The organism is Agrobacterium sp. LY4 (assembly GCF_001526585.1).
Lineage (GTDB): Bacteria > Pseudomonadota > Alphaproteobacteria > Rhizobiales > Rhizobiaceae > Agrobacterium > Agrobacterium leguminum.
In genome coordinates this window covers 81377-98158 of record NZ_ASYA01000033.1, presented here as the reverse complement: position 1 = coordinate 98158, position 16782 = coordinate 81377, and the positions used below count along the sequence as shown (strand labels likewise).

Annotated in this window: 15 protein-coding genes; 11 read left to right on the top strand and 4 right to left on the bottom strand. The window is 59.7% G+C overall.

What is annotated here, in order from left to right; all coding sequences use genetic code 11:
- Positions 1–62: 62 nt before the first annotated feature.
- From lpdA to L904_RS20670, 3 genes are all read left to right on the top strand, one after another.
- Positions 63–1469: a dihydrolipoyl dehydrogenase gene (lpdA, locus tag L904_RS20680; protein ID WP_035263528.1), complete on the top strand. Its 1407-nt coding sequence runs from the start codon at positions 63–65 to the stop codon at positions 1467–1469.
- Positions 1470–1596: 127 nt separating this feature from the next.
- A complete protein-coding gene (locus L904_RS20675) occupies positions 1597–2097 on the top strand; it encodes a cytochrome b (protein WP_035263529.1) in 501 nt (166 codons plus the stop codon).
- Between the two features lie 79 nt (positions 2098–2176).
- Entirely contained in the window at positions 2177–2665 is a 489-nt protein-coding gene (locus tag L904_RS20670) for a DUF2867 domain-containing protein (protein WP_035263530.1), read from the top strand.
- Here the strand turns inward: L904_RS20670 and L904_RS20665 are convergent.
- Together L904_RS20665 and L904_RS20660 are read right to left on the bottom strand one after the other, a co-directional pair.
- Positions 2649–3743, bottom strand: coding sequence for a TraB/GumN family protein (locus L904_RS20665; protein ID WP_035263531.1), 1095 nt, complete (start codon positions 3741–3743; stop codon positions 2649–2651). The two genes, L904_RS20670 and L904_RS20665, sit on opposite strands and share 17 nt — an antisense overlap.
- 80 nt (positions 3744–3823) lie before the next feature.
- The gene (locus tag L904_RS20660; RefSeq protein WP_035263532.1) at positions 3824–4759 is read right to left on the bottom strand and encodes a tyrosine recombinase XerC; all 936 of its coding nucleotides are present in this window, start codon (positions 4757–4759) and stop codon (positions 3824–3826) included.
- Positions 4760–4892: 133 nt separating this feature from the next.
- Between L904_RS20660 and L904_RS20655 the strand changes: the two genes are divergently transcribed.
- From L904_RS20655 to fdhD, 8 genes are all read left to right on the top strand, one after another.
- A complete protein-coding gene (locus L904_RS20655; RefSeq protein WP_035263535.1) occupies positions 4893–7109 on the top strand; it encodes a primosomal protein N' in 2217 nt (738 codons plus the stop codon).
- Positions 7110–7188: 79 nt separating this feature from the next.
- Positions 7189–7575, top strand: a complete 387-nt coding sequence (locus L904_RS20650; RefSeq protein WP_003523527.1) for a phage infection protein — start codon at positions 7189–7191, stop codon at positions 7573–7575.
- Between the two features lie 261 nt (positions 7576–7836).
- Positions 7837–8403 (top strand): F0F1 ATP synthase subunit delta, encoded by a 567-nt coding sequence (locus L904_RS20645; protein WP_170988551.1) that lies wholly within the window; start codon positions 7837–7839, stop codon positions 8401–8403.
- Positions 8403–9932: a F0F1 ATP synthase subunit alpha gene (gene atpA, locus L904_RS20640; RefSeq protein WP_004443771.1), complete on the top strand. Its 1530-nt coding sequence runs from the start codon at positions 8403–8405 to the stop codon at positions 9930–9932. Before L904_RS20645 ends, atpA begins: the two co-directional genes overlap by 1 nt.
- A 30-nt stretch (positions 9933–9962) precedes the next feature.
- The gene (locus L904_RS20635; protein WP_035263533.1) at positions 9963–10841 is read left to right on the top strand and encodes a F0F1 ATP synthase subunit gamma; all 879 of its coding nucleotides are present in this window, start codon (positions 9963–9965) and stop codon (positions 10839–10841) included.
- Positions 10842–10864: 23 nt separating this feature from the next.
- Positions 10865–12319 carry a F0F1 ATP synthase subunit beta gene (gene atpD / locus L904_RS20630; protein ID WP_003523533.1) on the top strand — a complete coding sequence of 485 codons (1455 nt, stop codon included), beginning with the start codon at positions 10865–10867 and terminating at the stop codon, positions 12317–12319.
- Between the two features lie 131 nt (positions 12320–12450).
- Positions 12451–12861, top strand: a complete 411-nt coding sequence (locus L904_RS20625; protein WP_003492358.1) for a F0F1 ATP synthase subunit epsilon — start codon at positions 12451–12453, stop codon at positions 12859–12861.
- A 346-nt stretch (positions 12862–13207) separates the two neighbouring features.
- Positions 13208–14023: a formate dehydrogenase accessory sulfurtransferase FdhD gene (gene fdhD, locus L904_RS20620; RefSeq protein ID WP_020811419.1), complete on the top strand. Its 816-nt coding sequence runs from the start codon at positions 13208–13210 to the stop codon at positions 14021–14023.
- Positions 14024–14068: 45 nt separating this feature from the next.
- Here the strand turns inward: fdhD and L904_RS20615 are convergent, their stop codons facing one another.
- Both L904_RS20615 and L904_RS20610 read right to left on the bottom strand, forming a co-directional pair.
- Positions 14069–15838 (bottom strand): methyl-accepting chemotaxis protein, encoded by a 1770-nt coding sequence (locus L904_RS20615; RefSeq protein WP_031234108.1) that lies wholly within the window; start codon positions 15836–15838, stop codon positions 14069–14071.
- A gap of 330 nt (positions 15839–16168) precedes the next feature.
- Complete coding sequence (locus tag L904_RS20610; protein ID WP_003504949.1) at positions 16169–16645, bottom strand: chemotaxis protein CheW; 477 nt, start codon at positions 16643–16645, stop codon at positions 16169–16171.
- Positions 16646–16782 lie beyond the last annotated feature (137 nt).

The following is a 16782-nucleotide window of genomic DNA, read 5'->3' as shown; positions in this document are numbered from 1 at the left end:
AGGTCAAACGCAAGCAGGGCAATGATCCAGCATCTTGCCCGACATCAATCAGGAAAACGAACATGGCATATGATGTAGTTGTAATCGGCACGGGCCCCGGCGGTTATGTTTGCGCGGTCAAGGCGGCACAGCTCGGCCTGAAGGTCGCTGTCATCGAAAAGCGCGCGACCTATGGCGGCACCTGCCTCAATGTCGGCTGCATCCCCTCCAAGGCGCTGCTGCACGCGTCCGAAACCTTCGCTCATGTCGCCCATGGCGTCGATACGCTCGGTATCGAAGTTGCCGCTCCGAAGCTGAACCTTGAAAAGATGATGGGCCACAAGGACGGCGTGGTGAAGGCCAATGTCGACGGCGTCGCCTTCCTGTTCAAGAAGAACAAGATCGATGCATTCCAGGGCACCGGCAAGGTGGTTTCCGCCGGCAAGGTTTCCGTCACCAACGACAAGGGTGAGAGCCAAGAAATCGAAGCGAAGAACATCGTCATCGCCACCGGTTCGGATGTTGCCGGCATTCCGGGCGTTCAGGTCGATATCGATGAAAGCGTCATCGTGTCCTCCACCGGTGCGATCGCTCTTTCCAAGGTTCCGGAAAAGCTCATCGTTGTCGGCGGCGGCGTCATCGGCCTCGAGCTAGGTTCGGTCTGGTCGCGTCTCGGCGCCAAGGTTACTGTCGTTGAATATCTCGACAATATTCTCGGCGGCATGGATGGTGAAGTTTCCAAGCAGGCCCAGCGCCTGCTCGCCAAGCAGGGTCTCGATTTCAAGCTCGGCGCGAAGGTGACGGCCGTTGAAAAGACCGCTGCCGGTGCAAAGGTGGTGTTCGAGCCGGTCAAGGGCGGTGCTGCCGAAACGCTGGAAGCGAATGTCGTGCTGATCTCCACCGGCCGCAAGCCCTACACCGAAGGTCTCGGCCTTGCGGAAGCCGGCGTTGTGCTGGACAGCCGCGGCCGCGTTGAAATCGACGGTCACTACAAGACCAATGTCGATGGCATCTATGCGATCGGCGACGTGGTGAAGGGCCCGATGCTGGCGCATAAGGCGGAAGACGAGGGCGTTGCTCTCGCGGAAATCCTCGCCGGCCAGCGCGGCCATGTGAATTACGATGTCATTCCGGCAGTGGTCTATACGCAGCCTGAAATCGCTTCCGTCGGCAAGACCGAGGAAGAACTGAAGGCCGCAGGCATCGCCTACAAGGTCGGCAAGTTCCCCTTCACCGCCAATGGCCGCGCCCGCGCCATGCAGGTGACGGATGGTTTCGTGAAGATCCTTGCCGACAAGGAAACCGACCGGGTTCTTGGCGGCCACATCGTCGGCTTCGGCGCTGGCGAAATGATCCACGAAATCACCGTGCTGATGGAATTCGGCGGTTCTTCGGAAGATCTGGGCCGCACCTGCCATGCGCACCCGACCATGTCGGAAGCCGTGAAGGAAGCGGCGCTGGCGACCTTCTTCAAGCCGATCCACATGTGATCGGTGTTGGAGCCCTCTACTCCAACATTAAATTTCAGTCATCTGCCAAACCCCGGCTTGCCATGTAGGCCGGGGTTTTCCATACTCGCGCCACAGCCTGTCTAACCTTTTGATAAAAGGCAATAAAATGGCGTTTCCAAATCAAGTTTCCTTCACCGTTCCGCAGCGCATCATTCATTGGGCGATGGCGCTTCTGATCTTCTTCAACCTGTTGTTTCCCGATGGGATGGAACATGCCTACCGGCTGATGCGGCGGGGCGAAACACTGACGCCGGAACAGGTATCTTCGGCCAATATTCACGCCTATGTCGGCTTCACCATTCTGTTGCTTGCGGTGCTGCGCCTCTGTCTACGATTCTTCCAGGGCGTGCCGCCGCATCCCGCCGAAGAGCCGAGGCCATTTCAGATTGCGGCGAAGGTGGCGCATTTCACCTTTTATGCCCTGTTCCTCGTCCTGCCCCTGTCCGGTATTGCCGCTTATTACTTCGGCGCTCAGCCGGCCGGGCAGCTGCATTCCGGTCCCTTCAAGGCGCTGATGTGGGTGTTGATCGCCGGTCACGTCGTCGCCGTTCTGGTTCACCAGTTCTACTGGCGCACCAATGTCCTGAAGCGCATGACGCACGGCTGAGCGGCGGTTTGTCGCGTTTCCGGTTTCTCGGAAAAAGAGGAAGGTGACCCCTGCCGCATCGTGCGGCCGGGGTTCGGGAATGCAGGATATCGAAGACATATTGCCGGGCGCAGACTGGCGGGATTGCTATCAGGGAGAGATGGTGACGCCGGAGCCGTCCTCCCTCCATGTGAGCAGGCTCCTTCTCGATCATCCTCCGGCATGGATCCGCAGCCTTATGGCGCTTCGAAACCGCGTGGTGGCGCTTTTCGGTTTAAGAGCGGTCGAAATGGTGGCTGGGACGTCGGCAGGCGGTTTTCCAGTCCTGTCCTCCACGCCACAGCGGACTGTGCTGGGCTTCGACGACTGCCATCTCGATTTCCGGATCGTCGTCGATCTCGAAGAGAAGGAAAACCGCCAGCTGGTGAGTGTCACCACCATCGTCAGGCGCAAGAACCTGTTTGGGCGGCTTTATCTTCTTGTCGTCGGACCGTTTCACCGCCGCATCGTGCCGGCGACGATGCGGCCGTTCTGCGCCAACGTCCGGCCCGTCAGCATCGGGAGTGAGCCGGTCAATCGACCCGCGTGAGGGTGAAGCCTTCCGCGCGCAGCAATTCGACAAGGCCTTCCTCGCCCGGCAAATGCAGTGCGCCCACGGCCATGAAAACATTGCCCCTGGCAAGCTCGGGGGCGGCCCGTTCCGCCATGACGTGGTTGCGGTCGGTGATGATGCGCTGCTCGAAGGCGGCGTAGCCCTGTTCGCTTTCAGCCGCAGCCTTCTTGGGGTCCAGGCTTTTCAGCATGGGCATGGTCATGCCGATATCGCCGGCGACGTAAAGATCGGTCATGGTTGTCATGATGTCATCCATGCGGTCGCCCAGTTCGAGCGTTTCGATCAGCGCCTGAAGATGAAATTCCATCGGCAGCTCGGACATGGCCGTCAGCTGTTCCACCATGGTCTCCAGCCCGACAAGGTGTTTCCCGTCCGCGATGGCATCTTCGGCCAGCTTCTTGTCCAGAAAGGAGAGGCCGGTGGCCTTGCGGGCGAACTCACAGGCGGGAAGGGCGACGAAGCTCGAAAGCATCCATGGCTTCATTCGCGATACGGCGTTCAGCGGAATGCCGCGTTCCTTGAGGCCCTTTTCCAGACGCGCGACATTTTCCGGCGACAGGATGTCGGTGATCGATTTGCCATCCAGAAACATGGTGAGTTCGGGCTTGCTCAGCAGCGAGGCGGCGACCCTCTTGTCATCGACGATTTCGTCCGATTCCACGATCACCGTCGCGGCTTTCTCGAAGGCGGGGCTGGCGGCGGCAGGCATTTCCAGAACACGCGGATCGGTGACATGCATGGTGCCGAGAAGATAGGACGTGGGCGTTCCCGCCTTTTCGATGCGCCAGAAATTGCCCTTGCCGTTCGGGATCGCGGCCGCTTCCTGCTCGATCTTCGCGAGGGCCTGCGGATCGGTCTTGCGCATTTCCACGAGAATGTCGCTGCCGGTGCAGGTGATCTGCTGCGCGGCTTCCGCTTGCCCCAGCGAAAGCAAAGTCATGAGCAGGATTGCGACGGCGGTGACATGCAGGGCGGCAAGCAGCCACAGCAGGGCGTCGCCGGTCTTGCCCATCAGGGTGGCGGTGAGGTTTTGCGGTTTTATCAGGCTGTGCATCGGTCCAATCCGGTTGTCGTTCGCTTATAGAACGGCGGCTTGGATGTCTGGTTAATGATTATGGTTAACCATTTCCTGCTTCATGCGCGAGGATGGGCGTTGTCGTAGATTTCCAGCAGTCTTGCGGTGTCGACCCCGGTATAGACCTGTGTGGTGGAGAGGCTCGCATGGCCGAGCAGTTCCTGAATCGTGCGCAGGTCGCCGCCGCCGGCAAGAAGGTGCGTGGCGAAGGAGTGGCGCAGCGCATGCGGTGTGGCGTTTTCCGGCAGGCCGAAAGCGCCGCGCAGCTTCTGCATTTCCCTCTGGATGATGGCGGGCTGCAGCTTGCCGCCGCGTGCGCCAAGGAACATGGGCTCATCCGCCGACAGGGCATAGGGGCAAAGCTTCCTGTAGGTATCGACAGCTTCCGTCACCACCGCCAGTAGGGGCACAATCCGCGTCTTGTTGCCTTTGCCGGTAATGCGCAGGCTGCGGGCGCCGGGTGGGAAATCGGCCGGGGTAAGGCCAAGCGCCTCGGAAATGCGAAGGCCGCAGCCATAAAGCAGTGAAAGAACCGCGGCATTGCGGGCGGCGATCCATGGTTCGTCGTTCAATTGCGCTTCACTCGTGGTGATTTTCAGCGCCTGCCGGTCGGTCAGCGGTTTCGGTAGCGATTTCGGCTGTTTTGGTGCGCGCATGGCGGTGGCGCCTGCGGCATTCACCAGGCCTTTTTTCTGCAGGTGATGAAGCAGGGAGCGCAGGCCTGCCAGATGCCTGCCCAGCGAACGTGCGCCGGCGCCTTCCTTGCGCCGGTTGGCCAGAAAGGCGCGAAGATCGACCGGACGCAGATCGGCAATATCGGTGATTGAGGCCGGTTTGCCGATGTAACCGGTCAGGAATGTCAGAAATTGCCGGGTATCGCGCTCATAGGCCTCGACGGTATTGTCCGAAAGCCGGCGTTCGCCCGCGAGGGCGGCGAGCCAGGACTGGCGCTCGTTCAAAAGATCGGCTTGGGCAAATGTCAGGATTTCGGTCACGTGGCGTTCCTTTCCATGCTTCGAAACTATGCGCTTATGGTCAGCATTTGGTTAAGAGGTGGACTTTGCAAGGCGCGCCCACTACATCCGGGCGGTTTCCTTTTTCCTGTCGCCGGGGCATGGTCGCCACATCATGGCTAAAGATTCGTCCGATCTGTTTGGGGCTCTGTTCGACCCGCCGTCGCCCACGCGCACGGTGCCCGTTCTCGTGCCCATGCCGGCGCCCGGGCCTTACAGCTATTCGGTGCCCGAGGATATGGTGGTGGAGACCGGTTCCGTCGTGCAGGTGCCGCTTGGCCCCCGGCAGGTCTTTGGCGTGGTGTGGGACGATGCGGGCGAGAACGGCGTCGATCCGAAGAAGCTGCGGCCCATCACCAAAAGTTTCGAGTGCCCGCCGCTGAAGGCGGAAATGCGCCGCTTCGTCGACTGGGTCGCCGCCTATACGCTGTCTCCGCCCGGCCTCGTGGCCCGCATGGCGCTCAGAGCACCTGCCGCCTTCGATCCCGAGCCGATGATCGAGGGGCTGCGGCTGACCGAAGGCCGGCCGGAGCGCCTTACCCCCGCCCGCGAGCGGGTGATGGAACTGGCGGCTGAAGGGCATGGCTGGACGAAGAGCGGGCTTGCCCATGCCGCCGGCGTTTCGACCAGCGTTATCGACGGTCTCGTCAAGCAGGGCGTATTCGAGACGGTGTTTCTGCCGGCGCCGCCTGTCGTGGCCGAACCCGATCCTGACTATGTCGAGCCGCGTCTGGAAGGCCCGCAGAAACAGGCCGCTTCGGAGATACTCGAGGATGTGCGCAAGGGCGGGTTTCATGTTTCGCTGATCGACGGCGTCACAGGTTCTGGCAAAACCGAGGTCTATTTCGAGGCGGTGGCGGAGACGCTCCGGCAGGGCAGGCAGGTTCTCATCCTGTTGCCCGAAATTGCGCTGACGGCGGCCTTCCTTGAACGTTTTCAGGACCGTTTCGGTGCGAAACCGGCGGAATGGCATTCGGACCTGTCGCCGCGGATGCGAGAAAAGGTCTGGCGGCAGGCGGTGACGGGCGAAGTGAAGGTGGTGGCCGGCGCGCGCTCGGCCCTTTTCCTGCCCTTCGACAATCTCGGTCTCATCATCGTCGATGAGGAGCACGACCCGGCCTACAAGCAGGAAGACCGCGTCTATTACAATGCCCGCGACATGGCGGTGGTGAGAGCGCGGATCGCGGAATTCCCTGTCGTGCTGGTGTCGGCCACGCCATCGGTCGAAAGTCAGGTCAACGGTAGTTCGGGGCGTTACAACACCATCCACCTGCACACGCGGTTCGGCGATGCGGCGATGCCCGATCTGCACCTTGTCGATATGCGGCGTCATCCGCCAGAGAGGGGAGGGTTTCTTTCGCCCGTCCTGCTGCGCGGCATCGGCAAGACCATCGAAAAGGGTGAGCAGGCGCTCCTCTTCCTCAATCGTCGCGGTTATGCGCCGTTGACGCTCTGCCGGGTCTGCGGTCACCGTTTCCAATGCCCGCAATGTTCCAGCTGGCTGGTGGAGCACCGGTTCCGCAATCAATTGCAGTGCCACCAGTGCGGCCACAGCGAGCCGACGCCCGATCATTGCCCGGAATGCGGAACCTTCGATCATCTGGTGGCTTGCGGGCCGGGTGTGGAGCGCATCGCCGAGGAGGTGGAGAAACATTTCCCCGAGGCCCGCACCATCGTACTCTCCTCCGATCTCATGGGCGTCAAGCGCCTGCGGCTGGAACTGGAGGCGATCGTCAAGGGCGAGGCCGATATCGTTATCGGCACGCAGCTCGTCGCCAAGGGACATAATTTTCCGCTGATGACACTTGTGGGCATCGTCGATGCCGATCTCGGCCTTGCCAATGGCGATCCGCGTGCGGCGGAGCGAACATTTCAGCTGTTGTCGCAGGTGACGGGGCGCGCCGGGCGCACGGGGTTGAAGAGCCATGGCCTGTTGCAGACCTATCAGCCGCAGCACCCCGTCATGCAGGCCATCGTTTCGGGCGATGCATCGGCCTTCTACGAAAGGGAAATCGTGGAGCGGGAAAAAGCCGTTCTGCCGCCCTTCGGACGGCTTGCCTCGATCATCGTCTCCGCCGATACGCGCGGGGAAGCGGAAACCCATGCCCGGGGCTTGAGGGCCGCAGCCCCGCAGGTTGCCGGCATCATGCTGCTCGGCCCGGCGGAAGCGCCGCTCGCGCTCATCCGTGGCCGCCACCGTTTCCGCCTCTTGGTGCACGGGCGGCGCAATTCCGACATGCAGTCTTTTCTCCGCACGCTTCTGGCCAATGGCCCGAAAGAGCGCGGCAGTGTGCATGTGCAGCTCGATATCGACCCGCAAAGTTTCCTTTGAACTTTGCCGCCGGGGCGTTTTCCCGCTGTCATGACCGTGTCATAACGCAGCAGGCAGTCAAAATGATTTGGGGAACGAGATGGAGTTTTATTTTCCCGCCGAGTTCGGCGAGCAGCTGGCCTTCGGAGCGGCGGTGGTTTCGGCCGTGATGGGCCTTTTTTTCATGTTTGCGCCGGGTATTACGCTGCGTGCCTTCGGTCTGCAGCCGGCGGGTGAGCGCAGGGATGGTTATGCGCTTGTGCGTTCGTCGCTTGCCGGGTTCTATCTCGGTCTCGGCGCCGCCGCCCTGCTTCTCGCGCAGCCCATGGTCTATCTCGCCTTCGGTGCGGCTTTCGGCCTCAGTGTCTTTGGCGGCATTCTCTCCATACTCTCCGATGGTGGCGCAACCATGCGGAATTTCTTACTTCTGGTTGTACACTTTCTGCTCGCTGCACTGTCGTTGAGCTACGTGTTCGGGCTGGTCTGAAGCGGGCTTTTTGCCTTTTGTGACGCACAGATGCCGCATCCTGGGCGAAATCGGAAAATTTAAACGCATTCCCCCTTGCCCAAACGGCGCTTTCCGCTATTACGCGTGTTGCGAGTCCCGGCGTCCTATGCTAGACGGACCGCGAAATTGGGAAAAGGCAGGGGGGAATTCCGGTCTTTTTCGGGGAAATTGAAACGATTTCAAGAATTTGATGCGGTGGAGCCCCATCGCTGATGGTCTTGGACGATTAGCAGGGAAAAAGTGCCCGTGGCAGACACCTCCCATGGAACATCCGGTGTAGCGGAAAGGTATGCGTCGTCGCTTTTCGAGCTTGCTTTGGAAGCGGGTGCGGTCGAAGCGGTTCAGGCCGATCTGGATAAGTTCGGCGCACTTCTCGACGAAAGCGACGATTTGAAGCGTCTGGTTGCGAGCCCGGTGTTTTCCGCCGAGGATCAGTTCAAGGCAATCACCGCGATCTGCGAAAAGGCCGGCATTGCCGGTCTCGCTCTCAATTTCCTCAAGGTCGTTGCGAATAATCGCCGTCTCTTTGCCGTTCCCGGCATGATCCGCGCCTACCGCACCATTGCCGCCGCCCACCGCGGCGAAATCACCGCCGAGGTCACCTCGGCACATGCGCTCGACGAGGCGCAGGAAACTGAACTGAAGGCGGCGCTGAAGAGCGTTACCGGCAAGGATGTGGCGGTTTCCGTTACCGTCGATCCGTCGATCCTCGGCGGCCTGATCGTCAAGGTCGGCTCTCGCCAGATCGATACGTCTCTTCGCACCAAACTTTCCACCCTTAAGCTTGCACTGAAAGAGGTTGGCTGATGGATATCCGCGCCGCGGAAATTTCCGCAATTCTGAAAGATCAAATCAAAAATTTCGGCAACGAGGCGGAAGTCTCGGAAGTCGGTCAGGTGCTTTCCGTCGGTGACGGTATCGCCCGCGTCTATGGCCTCGACAATGTTCAGGCCGGCGAAATGGTCGAGTTTCCCGGCGGCATTCGCGGCATGGCGCTCAACCTCGAAGCCGACAACGTCGGTGTGGTTATCTTCGGTTCGGACCGTGACATCAAGGAAGGCGACACCGTAAAGCGGACTGGCGCTATCGTTGACGTTCCGGTCGGTCCGGAGCTGCTCGGCCGCGTCGTTGACGCGCTCGGCAACCCGATCGACGGCAAGGGCCCGATCAATGCCGCCAAGCGTTCGCGCGTCGACGTCAAGGCTCCCGGCATCATTCCGCGCAAGTCGGTTCATGAGCCGATGTCGACCGGCCTCAAGGCCATCGACGCGCTCATCCCGGTTGGCCGCGGCCAGCGCGAGCTCGTCATCGGCGACCGCCAGACCGGCAAGACCGCCATCATCCTCGATACGATCCTGAACCAGAAGGCCATTCACGACAATGGCCCGGATGGCGACAAGCTTTATTGCGTCTACGTCGCTATCGGTCAGAAGCGTTCGACCGTCGCCCAGTTCGTTAAGGTTCTGGAAGAGCGCGGCGCGCTGCAGTACTCGATCATCGTTGCTGCTACTGCTTCCGACCCGGCTCCGATGCAGTACCTCGCTCCGTTTGCCGGTTGCGCCATGGGCGAGTACTTCCGTGACAACGGCAAGCACGCTCTCATCGGCTACGACGACCTTTCCAAGCAGGCCGTTGCCTATCGTCAGATGTCGCTTCTGCTGCGCCGCCCGCCGGGCCGCGAAGCTTATCCGGGTGACGTTTTCTACCTCCACTCCCGTCTTCTCGAGCGCGCTGCAAAGCTCTCCGACGAAATGGGCGCTGGTTCGCTGACGGCTCTGCCGGTTATCGAAACCCAGGGTAACGACGTTTCGGCCTTCATTCCGACCAACGTGATCTCGATCACCGACGGCCAGATCTTCCTTGAAACCGACCTGTTCTATCAGGGTATTCGCCCGGCCGTTAACGTCGGTCTGTCGGTTTCGCGCGTTGGCTCCGCCGCCCAGATCAAGGCGATGAAGCAGGTTGCCGGCTCGATCAAGGGTGAACTCGCCCAGTATCGCGAAATGGCCGCCTTCGCCCAGTTCGGTTCGGACCTCGACGCTTCCACGCAGCGCCTGCTCAACCGCGGCGCCCGCCTGACCGAGCTTCTGAAGCAGCCGCAGTTCTCTCCGCTCAAGACGGAAGAGCAGGTCGCGGTGATCTTCGCCGGTGTCAACGGTTACCTCGACAAGGTTCCGGTCGCACAGGTCGGCAAGTTCGAGCAGGGTCTGCTTTCCTACCTCCGCTCGGAAGGCAAGGCGATCCTCGACACCATCCGCACGGAAAAGGCTATCAGCGACGATACCAAGGGCAAGCTCAAGGGCGCTCTTGATAGCTTCGCCAAGTCTTTCTCGTAATCAGGGCTCTTTTACTCGGACGGATAACGGATGCCTTCACTAAAGGATCTGAAAAACCGCATTGCCTCCGTAAAGGCGACGCAGAAGATTACCAAGGCGATGAAAATGGTCGCCGCGGCGAAGCTTCGGCGCGCCCAGGAAGCTGCGGAGGCCGCCCGGCCTTATTCTCAGCGCATGAGCGCCGTTCTCGCCAACATCGCCAAGGCGGTCGAGGCGGACGTTGCTCCGGCGCTGATGACCGGCACCGGCAAGGACGACGTGCACCTGCTCGTCGTCTGCACGGCTGAACGTGGCCTTTGCGGCGGTTTCAACTCGCAGATTTCCCGTTTTGCCCGCGATCACGCCCGCAAGCTGATTTCGGAAGGCAAGACGGTCAAGATCATCACGGTTGGCAAGAAGGGTTACGACAGCCTTCGCCGCGAATTTGCAGCCAACATCATCGAGCGCATCGAACTGCGCGACGTGAAGAAGGTCGGTTTTGAAAATGCCGACCAGATCGCCAAGAAGGTGATCTCGCTCTTCAACGCGGGTGAGTTCGATGTCTGCACGCTGATCTATTCGGAATTCAAGTCCGTCATCAGCCAGATCCCGACCGGCCTGCAGCTCATTCCCGCCGCAACGCCTGTTGTGGAAGAGGATGCCGCGACGCAGAACGCCGTCTACGAATATGAGCCGGATGCGGCTTCTATTCTGGAAGACCTTATTCCGCGCAACATTTCGGTTCAGGTTTTCCGGGCTCTGCTCGAAAACGTAGCCGGTGAAATGGGCGCCAAGATGAGCGCGATGGACAATGCAACGCGCAATGCCGGTGAGATGATCAACAAGTTGACGCTGTCCTACAACCGTCAGCGTCAGGCTCAGATCACCAAGGAACTCATTGAAATCATTTCGGGCGCGGAAGCGCTCTGAGGTAAGGAAAGAGGGTAAGGATAATGGCTAAGGCAGCTACCCCCAAGAAAACCGCAGCGGTGAACGGCGCGGGCAAGGTTACCCAGGTTATCGGCGCTGTTGTCGACGTGGCGTTCGAAGGCGAACTGCCTCCGATCCTGAACGCGCTCGAAACCGAGAACAATGGCAACCGCCTCGTTCTGGAAGTCGCGCAGCATCTCGGCGAAAACGTCGTTCGCACCATCGCCATGGACTCGACCGAAGGTCTGGTTCGCGGTCAGGGCGTCGTCAACACGGGTGCGCCGATCGAAGTTCCGGTCGGTCCCGAAACGCTCGGCCGCATCATGAACGTCATCGGCGAGCCGGTTGACGAAGCCGGTCCGATCACCACGGCCAAGAAGCGCGCCATCCACCAGGACGCGCCGTCTTACGTCGAGCAGTCGACGGAAGCACAGATTCTCGTCACCGGCATCAAGGTCGTCGACCTTCTGGCTCCTTACGCCAAGGGCGGTAAGATCGGCCTGTTCGGCGGCGCCGGCGTTGGCAAGACGGTTCTCATCATGGAACTCATCAACAACGTCGCCAAGGCGCACGGCGGTTACTCGGTATTCGCCGGTGTTGGTGAGCGTACCCGCGAAGGTAACGACCTCTATCACGAAATGATCGAGTCGAACGTCAACAAGCTCGGCGGCGGCGAAGGCTCCAAGGCAGCACTCGTTTACGGCCAGATGAACGAACCGCCGGGCGCCCGCGCCCGCGTCGCTCTGACCGGTCTGACGATCGCTGAAAACTTCCGTGACGAAGGCCAGGACGTTCTGTTCTTCGTGGACAACATCTTCCGCTTCACGCAGGCTGGTTCGGAAGTATCGGCTCTGCTCGGCCGTATTCCTTCGGCCGTGGGCTACCAGCCGACGCTCGCAACCGACATGGGCCAGATGCAGGAACGCATCACCACCACGACCAAGGGTTCGATCACCTCGGTTCAGGCCATTTACGTTCCCGCCGACGACTTGACCGACCCGGCACCTGCCACCTCGTTCGCGCATCTTGACGCAACGACGGTTCTGTCGCGTTCGATCGCTGAAAAGGGTATCTACCCGGCTGTTGACCCGCTCGACTCCACCTCGCGTATGCTTGACCCGATGATCGTCGGCGAAGAGCACTATGAAGTGGCTCGTAAGGTTCAGTCGACCCTGCAGCGCTACAAGGCTCTCCAGGACATCATCGCCATCCTCGGCATGGACGAACTGTCGGAAGAAGACAAGCTGACGGTTGCCCGCGCCCGCAAGATCGAGCGTTTCCTGTCGCAGCCGTTCTTCGTTGCTGAAGTCTTCACCGGTTCGCCGGGCAAGCTGGTCGCTCTCGAAGACACGATCAAGGGCTTCAAGGGCCTGGTCAACGGCGAGTATGACAACCTGCCGGAAGCTGCTTTCTACATGGTCGGTTCGATGGAAGAAGCCATCGAAAAGGCAAAGAAGCTGGCTGCCGAGGCTGCCTGATCATGAATTGGCGGGCGCGTGGCTCTAGCCGCGCGCCCTGCCGACAATGGTGGCGAAACCGGAACGGTTTTCGCCTGCGTTGTAAAAGACAAGTCCGTGACGCCCGCGTAATTGAAAAGAAGTGAATAGCCATGGCTGACAGTTTCAAATTCGATCTCGTTTCCCCGGAGCGTCTGCTCGTTTCCGAAACGGTTACGGAAGTCGTCATCCCGGCTACGCTGGGTGAGATGACCGTTCTGGCCAATCATGCGCCGACGATGACCACGATTAAGCCGGGTCTGGTAACGGTGAAGTTCGCTTCCGGCGAGACGCATAAATATGTCGTCTTCGGCGGTTTTGCCGATATTCTGCCGACTGGCTGCACGCTTCTCGCCGAATCCGCCGTTTCGGCCGATGACATGTCCCCCGACACGCTGCAGAAGCGTATCGATGCGGCCAAGGCCGAAATCGAAGAGGGCAATCATCATCACGAACATCTGACCAAGCTTGAAAAGCACCTTTACGAACTGACGAACCTGCATGAGGTTCTCGTCGCTGCTTGAAAGCACCGGGCGGGTTCGAAAGAATGACTGCCCACAAAAAACCTAAAGCAGAAAGCGGCCGCTTCGGTCGCTTTTTTGTTTTGGGCTGTTACCTCCCCATATCAGGCGAAGCATGGCTGCTTTCGCATAGAAACCCGTCACCTGGCTTGATCTGAGCTTCTGAATGGCGTTGGCGGGATTGCATCAGTGATGGACGTGCGGAAAATGGGTGAGGCAAGGAGCGCCTTCAACGGGTGCACCCGGGAAACCGATTCCGATTTTCAGGGCTTTCGGTTAGATGTGATACCGGGAAGAAATGCTGCTTTGAGATCGTGAGAGAGACGAAGCGAATTTTCGTCATGGAGGAGTGATCGGCGTGTCGGCAAAGGCAAGTTACCGAAGGGTGGCAAGAACCGCTTTGCGCGAAGGGGCCATAGTGAAGGGCGAGAGGGCGGTGCCCGAGGAGGTGCCGGTTGCCTTTTCCTATGGCGGCAGCACCCATGCCGTGATGATGGCTAGCCCCGCTGATCTTGTCGATTTCGCGGTTGGTTTCAGTCTTACGGAAGGCATCATATCCACAAGGGCGGAAATCCGTTCCATCGAGGTGATCGAGGCCGGGCAGGGCTTCGATGTTCAGGTGGATTTGCAGGATGCCAATGCGGATGCGCTGAAGGCAAGACGGCGGCATATGGCAGGCCCCGTCGGCTGCGGTCTTTGTGGCATCGAATCCATAGAACAGGCGGTCCGTGTAGTACCGGAATTGAGCGACGTGGAAATCGCCGTTGACGGTGATGACATCGTCGCCGCGGTGAAAGCGCTGAATGAAGCGCAAAGCCTCAATCGCGAAACGAGGGCAGTTCACGGCGCGGGTTTCTACAATCCTCAAAAAGGGCTGCTTGCTGTCCGCGAAGATGTCGGCCGCCACAATGCGCTCGACAAGCTCGCAGGTGCGGTTGTCAATGCGGACCTATCGCCCGATACGGGCATTGTGGTGGTCACCAGCCGACTGTCGGTGGAAATGGTCCAGAAGACGGCCATCCTTGGCAGCCCCATTCTGGCGGCAATTTCAGCCCCCACTGCGCTTGCCATCGAAACGGCCGAGAGTTCGGGTGTCACACTTGTGGCGCTGGTGCGGGGTGAAGATTTTGAAATCTTCACCCGGGCGGATCGTATCCTTCTATAACATTGAGGCCGCCGTTTCCCGGCGGCCCTTGGCTTCAGAGCGGGCCTAGAATTCCGCCCATTCGGTTGCTGCGTTTCCGTGAGACCTTGGCGCGGCGGCATATCGCGGTTGCGGTGTCGGGAGCCGGGTGACGACGGCTGGCTTTTTGTCGACCGGGCGGGTGGGCGATGCCTCGTGGGATATTCTGAACTGCCGCAGCAATTCGTGCAGATTTTCCGCCTCCGTGGCGAGGCCGTGGCTGGCGGCGGTGGTTTCCTCCACCATGGCGGCGTTTTTCTGAGTGGCCTGATCCATGACGTTGACGGCCTGATTGATTTCGCTGAGACCATTCGCCTGTTCGCGCGAGGCTTCGACGATCGCCGAGACATTGGTGTCGATCTCGCTCATCTGCGACTGGATATCCCGGAGCGCGCCGCCGGTTCTGCCCACCAGATCCACACCGTTGGCGACCTGCTCGCGGGAGGTGTTGATGAGGGATTTGATTTCCTTGGCCGCAACGGCGGACCGTTGTGCGAGTTCGCGAACCTCCTGCGCCACGACGGCGAAACCCTTGCCCGCTTCCCCGGCCCGGGCGGCTTCGACACCCGCATTCAGGGCCAGAAGATTGGTCTGGAAGGCGATGTCGTCAATGACACCGATGATATTGGTGATTTCACCCGAGGAACGCGAAATCGCGTCCATGGCGGAAATTGCCTGCTGGACGATATCGCCGGAATGTTCGGCATGTTCTCTCGTTCGCAATACCAGCTTTCCGGCCTCGCCGGCGCGCTGGCTGGCATCGGTAACGGTGGTGGTGATTTCCTCCAGCGCGGCTGCGGTCTCTTCCAGTGAGGCGGCCTGCTGTTCGGTGCGCTGCGAAAGCTGATCGGCGGCGATGCGGATTTCACCGGAGCCCGAGGCGATTGTCGAGGCATTGTGGGCGATGGTCTGCATGGTGGCCTGCAGCTTGGCGACGACTTCGTTGAAGTCCGCGCGCAGCTTTTCCATGCTGGGCACGAAGCTGTTGTCGAGGCGCTGCACAAGATCACCTTCGGCCAGCGCCCGCAGGGCATCGGCAAGCACACTGATGGCGCTCATGCGCGGCGTGACATCGGTGGCGAATTTCACCACTTTGACGACCTTGCCCGCCTCGTCCAGCACCGGATTATAGGCGGCCTGGATCCATATTTCCTTGCCGTTCTTTCCGTATCGGACAAATTCATCCGAGATGAATTCCCCTGCCGCCAGTCGCGGCCAGAAATTGCCATAGGCGGGCGAGGCGGCATAGGCTGGATCGCAGAACATGCGGTGATGCCTGCCCTCGATTTCCTTGAGGTCGTAATTCACCGTGGCACAGAAATTCGGGTTGGCGGTAATGATGGTGCCGTCCGGGAAAAATTCGATTGTGGCCTGCGAACGGGAGAGCGCCTCCATCTTGCCCGCATCGTCCACGGCCTTGATTTTCTTGGCGGTGATGTCGGTGGCGATCTTCACGACCTTATAGGGTTTGCCGGAACGGAAAACCGGGTTGTAAGAGGCCTCGATCCAGATAACCGAGCCGTCCTTGCGGATACGGCGATATTCCCTGGCCTGGAACTCGCCACGGGCGAGAGACTCCCAGAATTCCTGATAGGCCCGCGACCCGGCAAGCTCGCTATCGCAGAAGATGCGATGGTGCTTGCCGACGATCTCAGTGAGATCATAACCCAGCGCCGTGCAGAAATTTTTATTCGCGGTGAGGATATTACCCTTGAGATCGAATTCTATGACCGCCTGCGATCTCGATATCGCATCGAGCATATTTCTGTTGTCTACGCTTTTACCTAACCCCAGCATTATACGTCCCCCAAAAACGGCCCACGGCGCGGCGAGCCGCACAGGATATGCGGTCCGCGTCGTATCATGTTGAACAACGAACAGGTTTGCCGCCGAAGGCAGCAATGCAGGCACTTCCGTCTCTCCGCCTCGGTCAGGTATCGGGCCAGCGTGATATTCGTGCCGGCGCGATACTGTTCCACGGCCTTTAATATTAGATATCCATAATATTAAAATGTTCTTATTTAATAAGGCGAGGTAAAGAGTAAAAATAAAACCGCCGGGCGAGTGCTCCGGCGGTCTGGATTGATCGATACTCTTCTTGTGGCGTGGCCAGCCGAAAAGGCCTGATTAGGCTGCGAGATCTTCCGCTTCGGTTCCCTTGAACATTTTCGCAAGGTTCAGGAAGCAGATCATGCCATGTTCGTTGGCAATGATGCCTTCCGAATAGGACTTGTCGAAAGATGCCGAGATTTCCGGAACCGGCTGAACCTGGTTTGCCGGGATCGTCAGAATGTCGGAAACGCGGTCGACGAGCATGCCGATGACCATGTTGTGCACTTCCGCCACCACAATCGCGCTTCTCTCATTGGCGACAGTGCTCTTCATGCCGAGCTTGTGAGCCAGATCGATGATCGGAATAACAGAGCCGCGCAGGTTCATGACGCCGATGACGTCTTTCGGCGCGTGGGGAATGGGCGTAGAAGGCGCCCAGCCGCGAATTTCGCGGATGGTCGTCGTCTTCACGCAGAATTCCTGATCATGCAGGCGGAACGCGATGATTTCGAGCGTCTCACCGCCAAAATTGGTAGAGTTAATCATTGCCATCAGAATTCTTCCCAATGCTCGCTGTGGAGGCCGGCGCAAGTGCACCGACACTTGCATATGCGGATTTGGCGTTCTGCCTGGTGCCTGAACAGCCGGAAACAATATTTCCGTCTTCAATGGATGATTTGTATCATCAG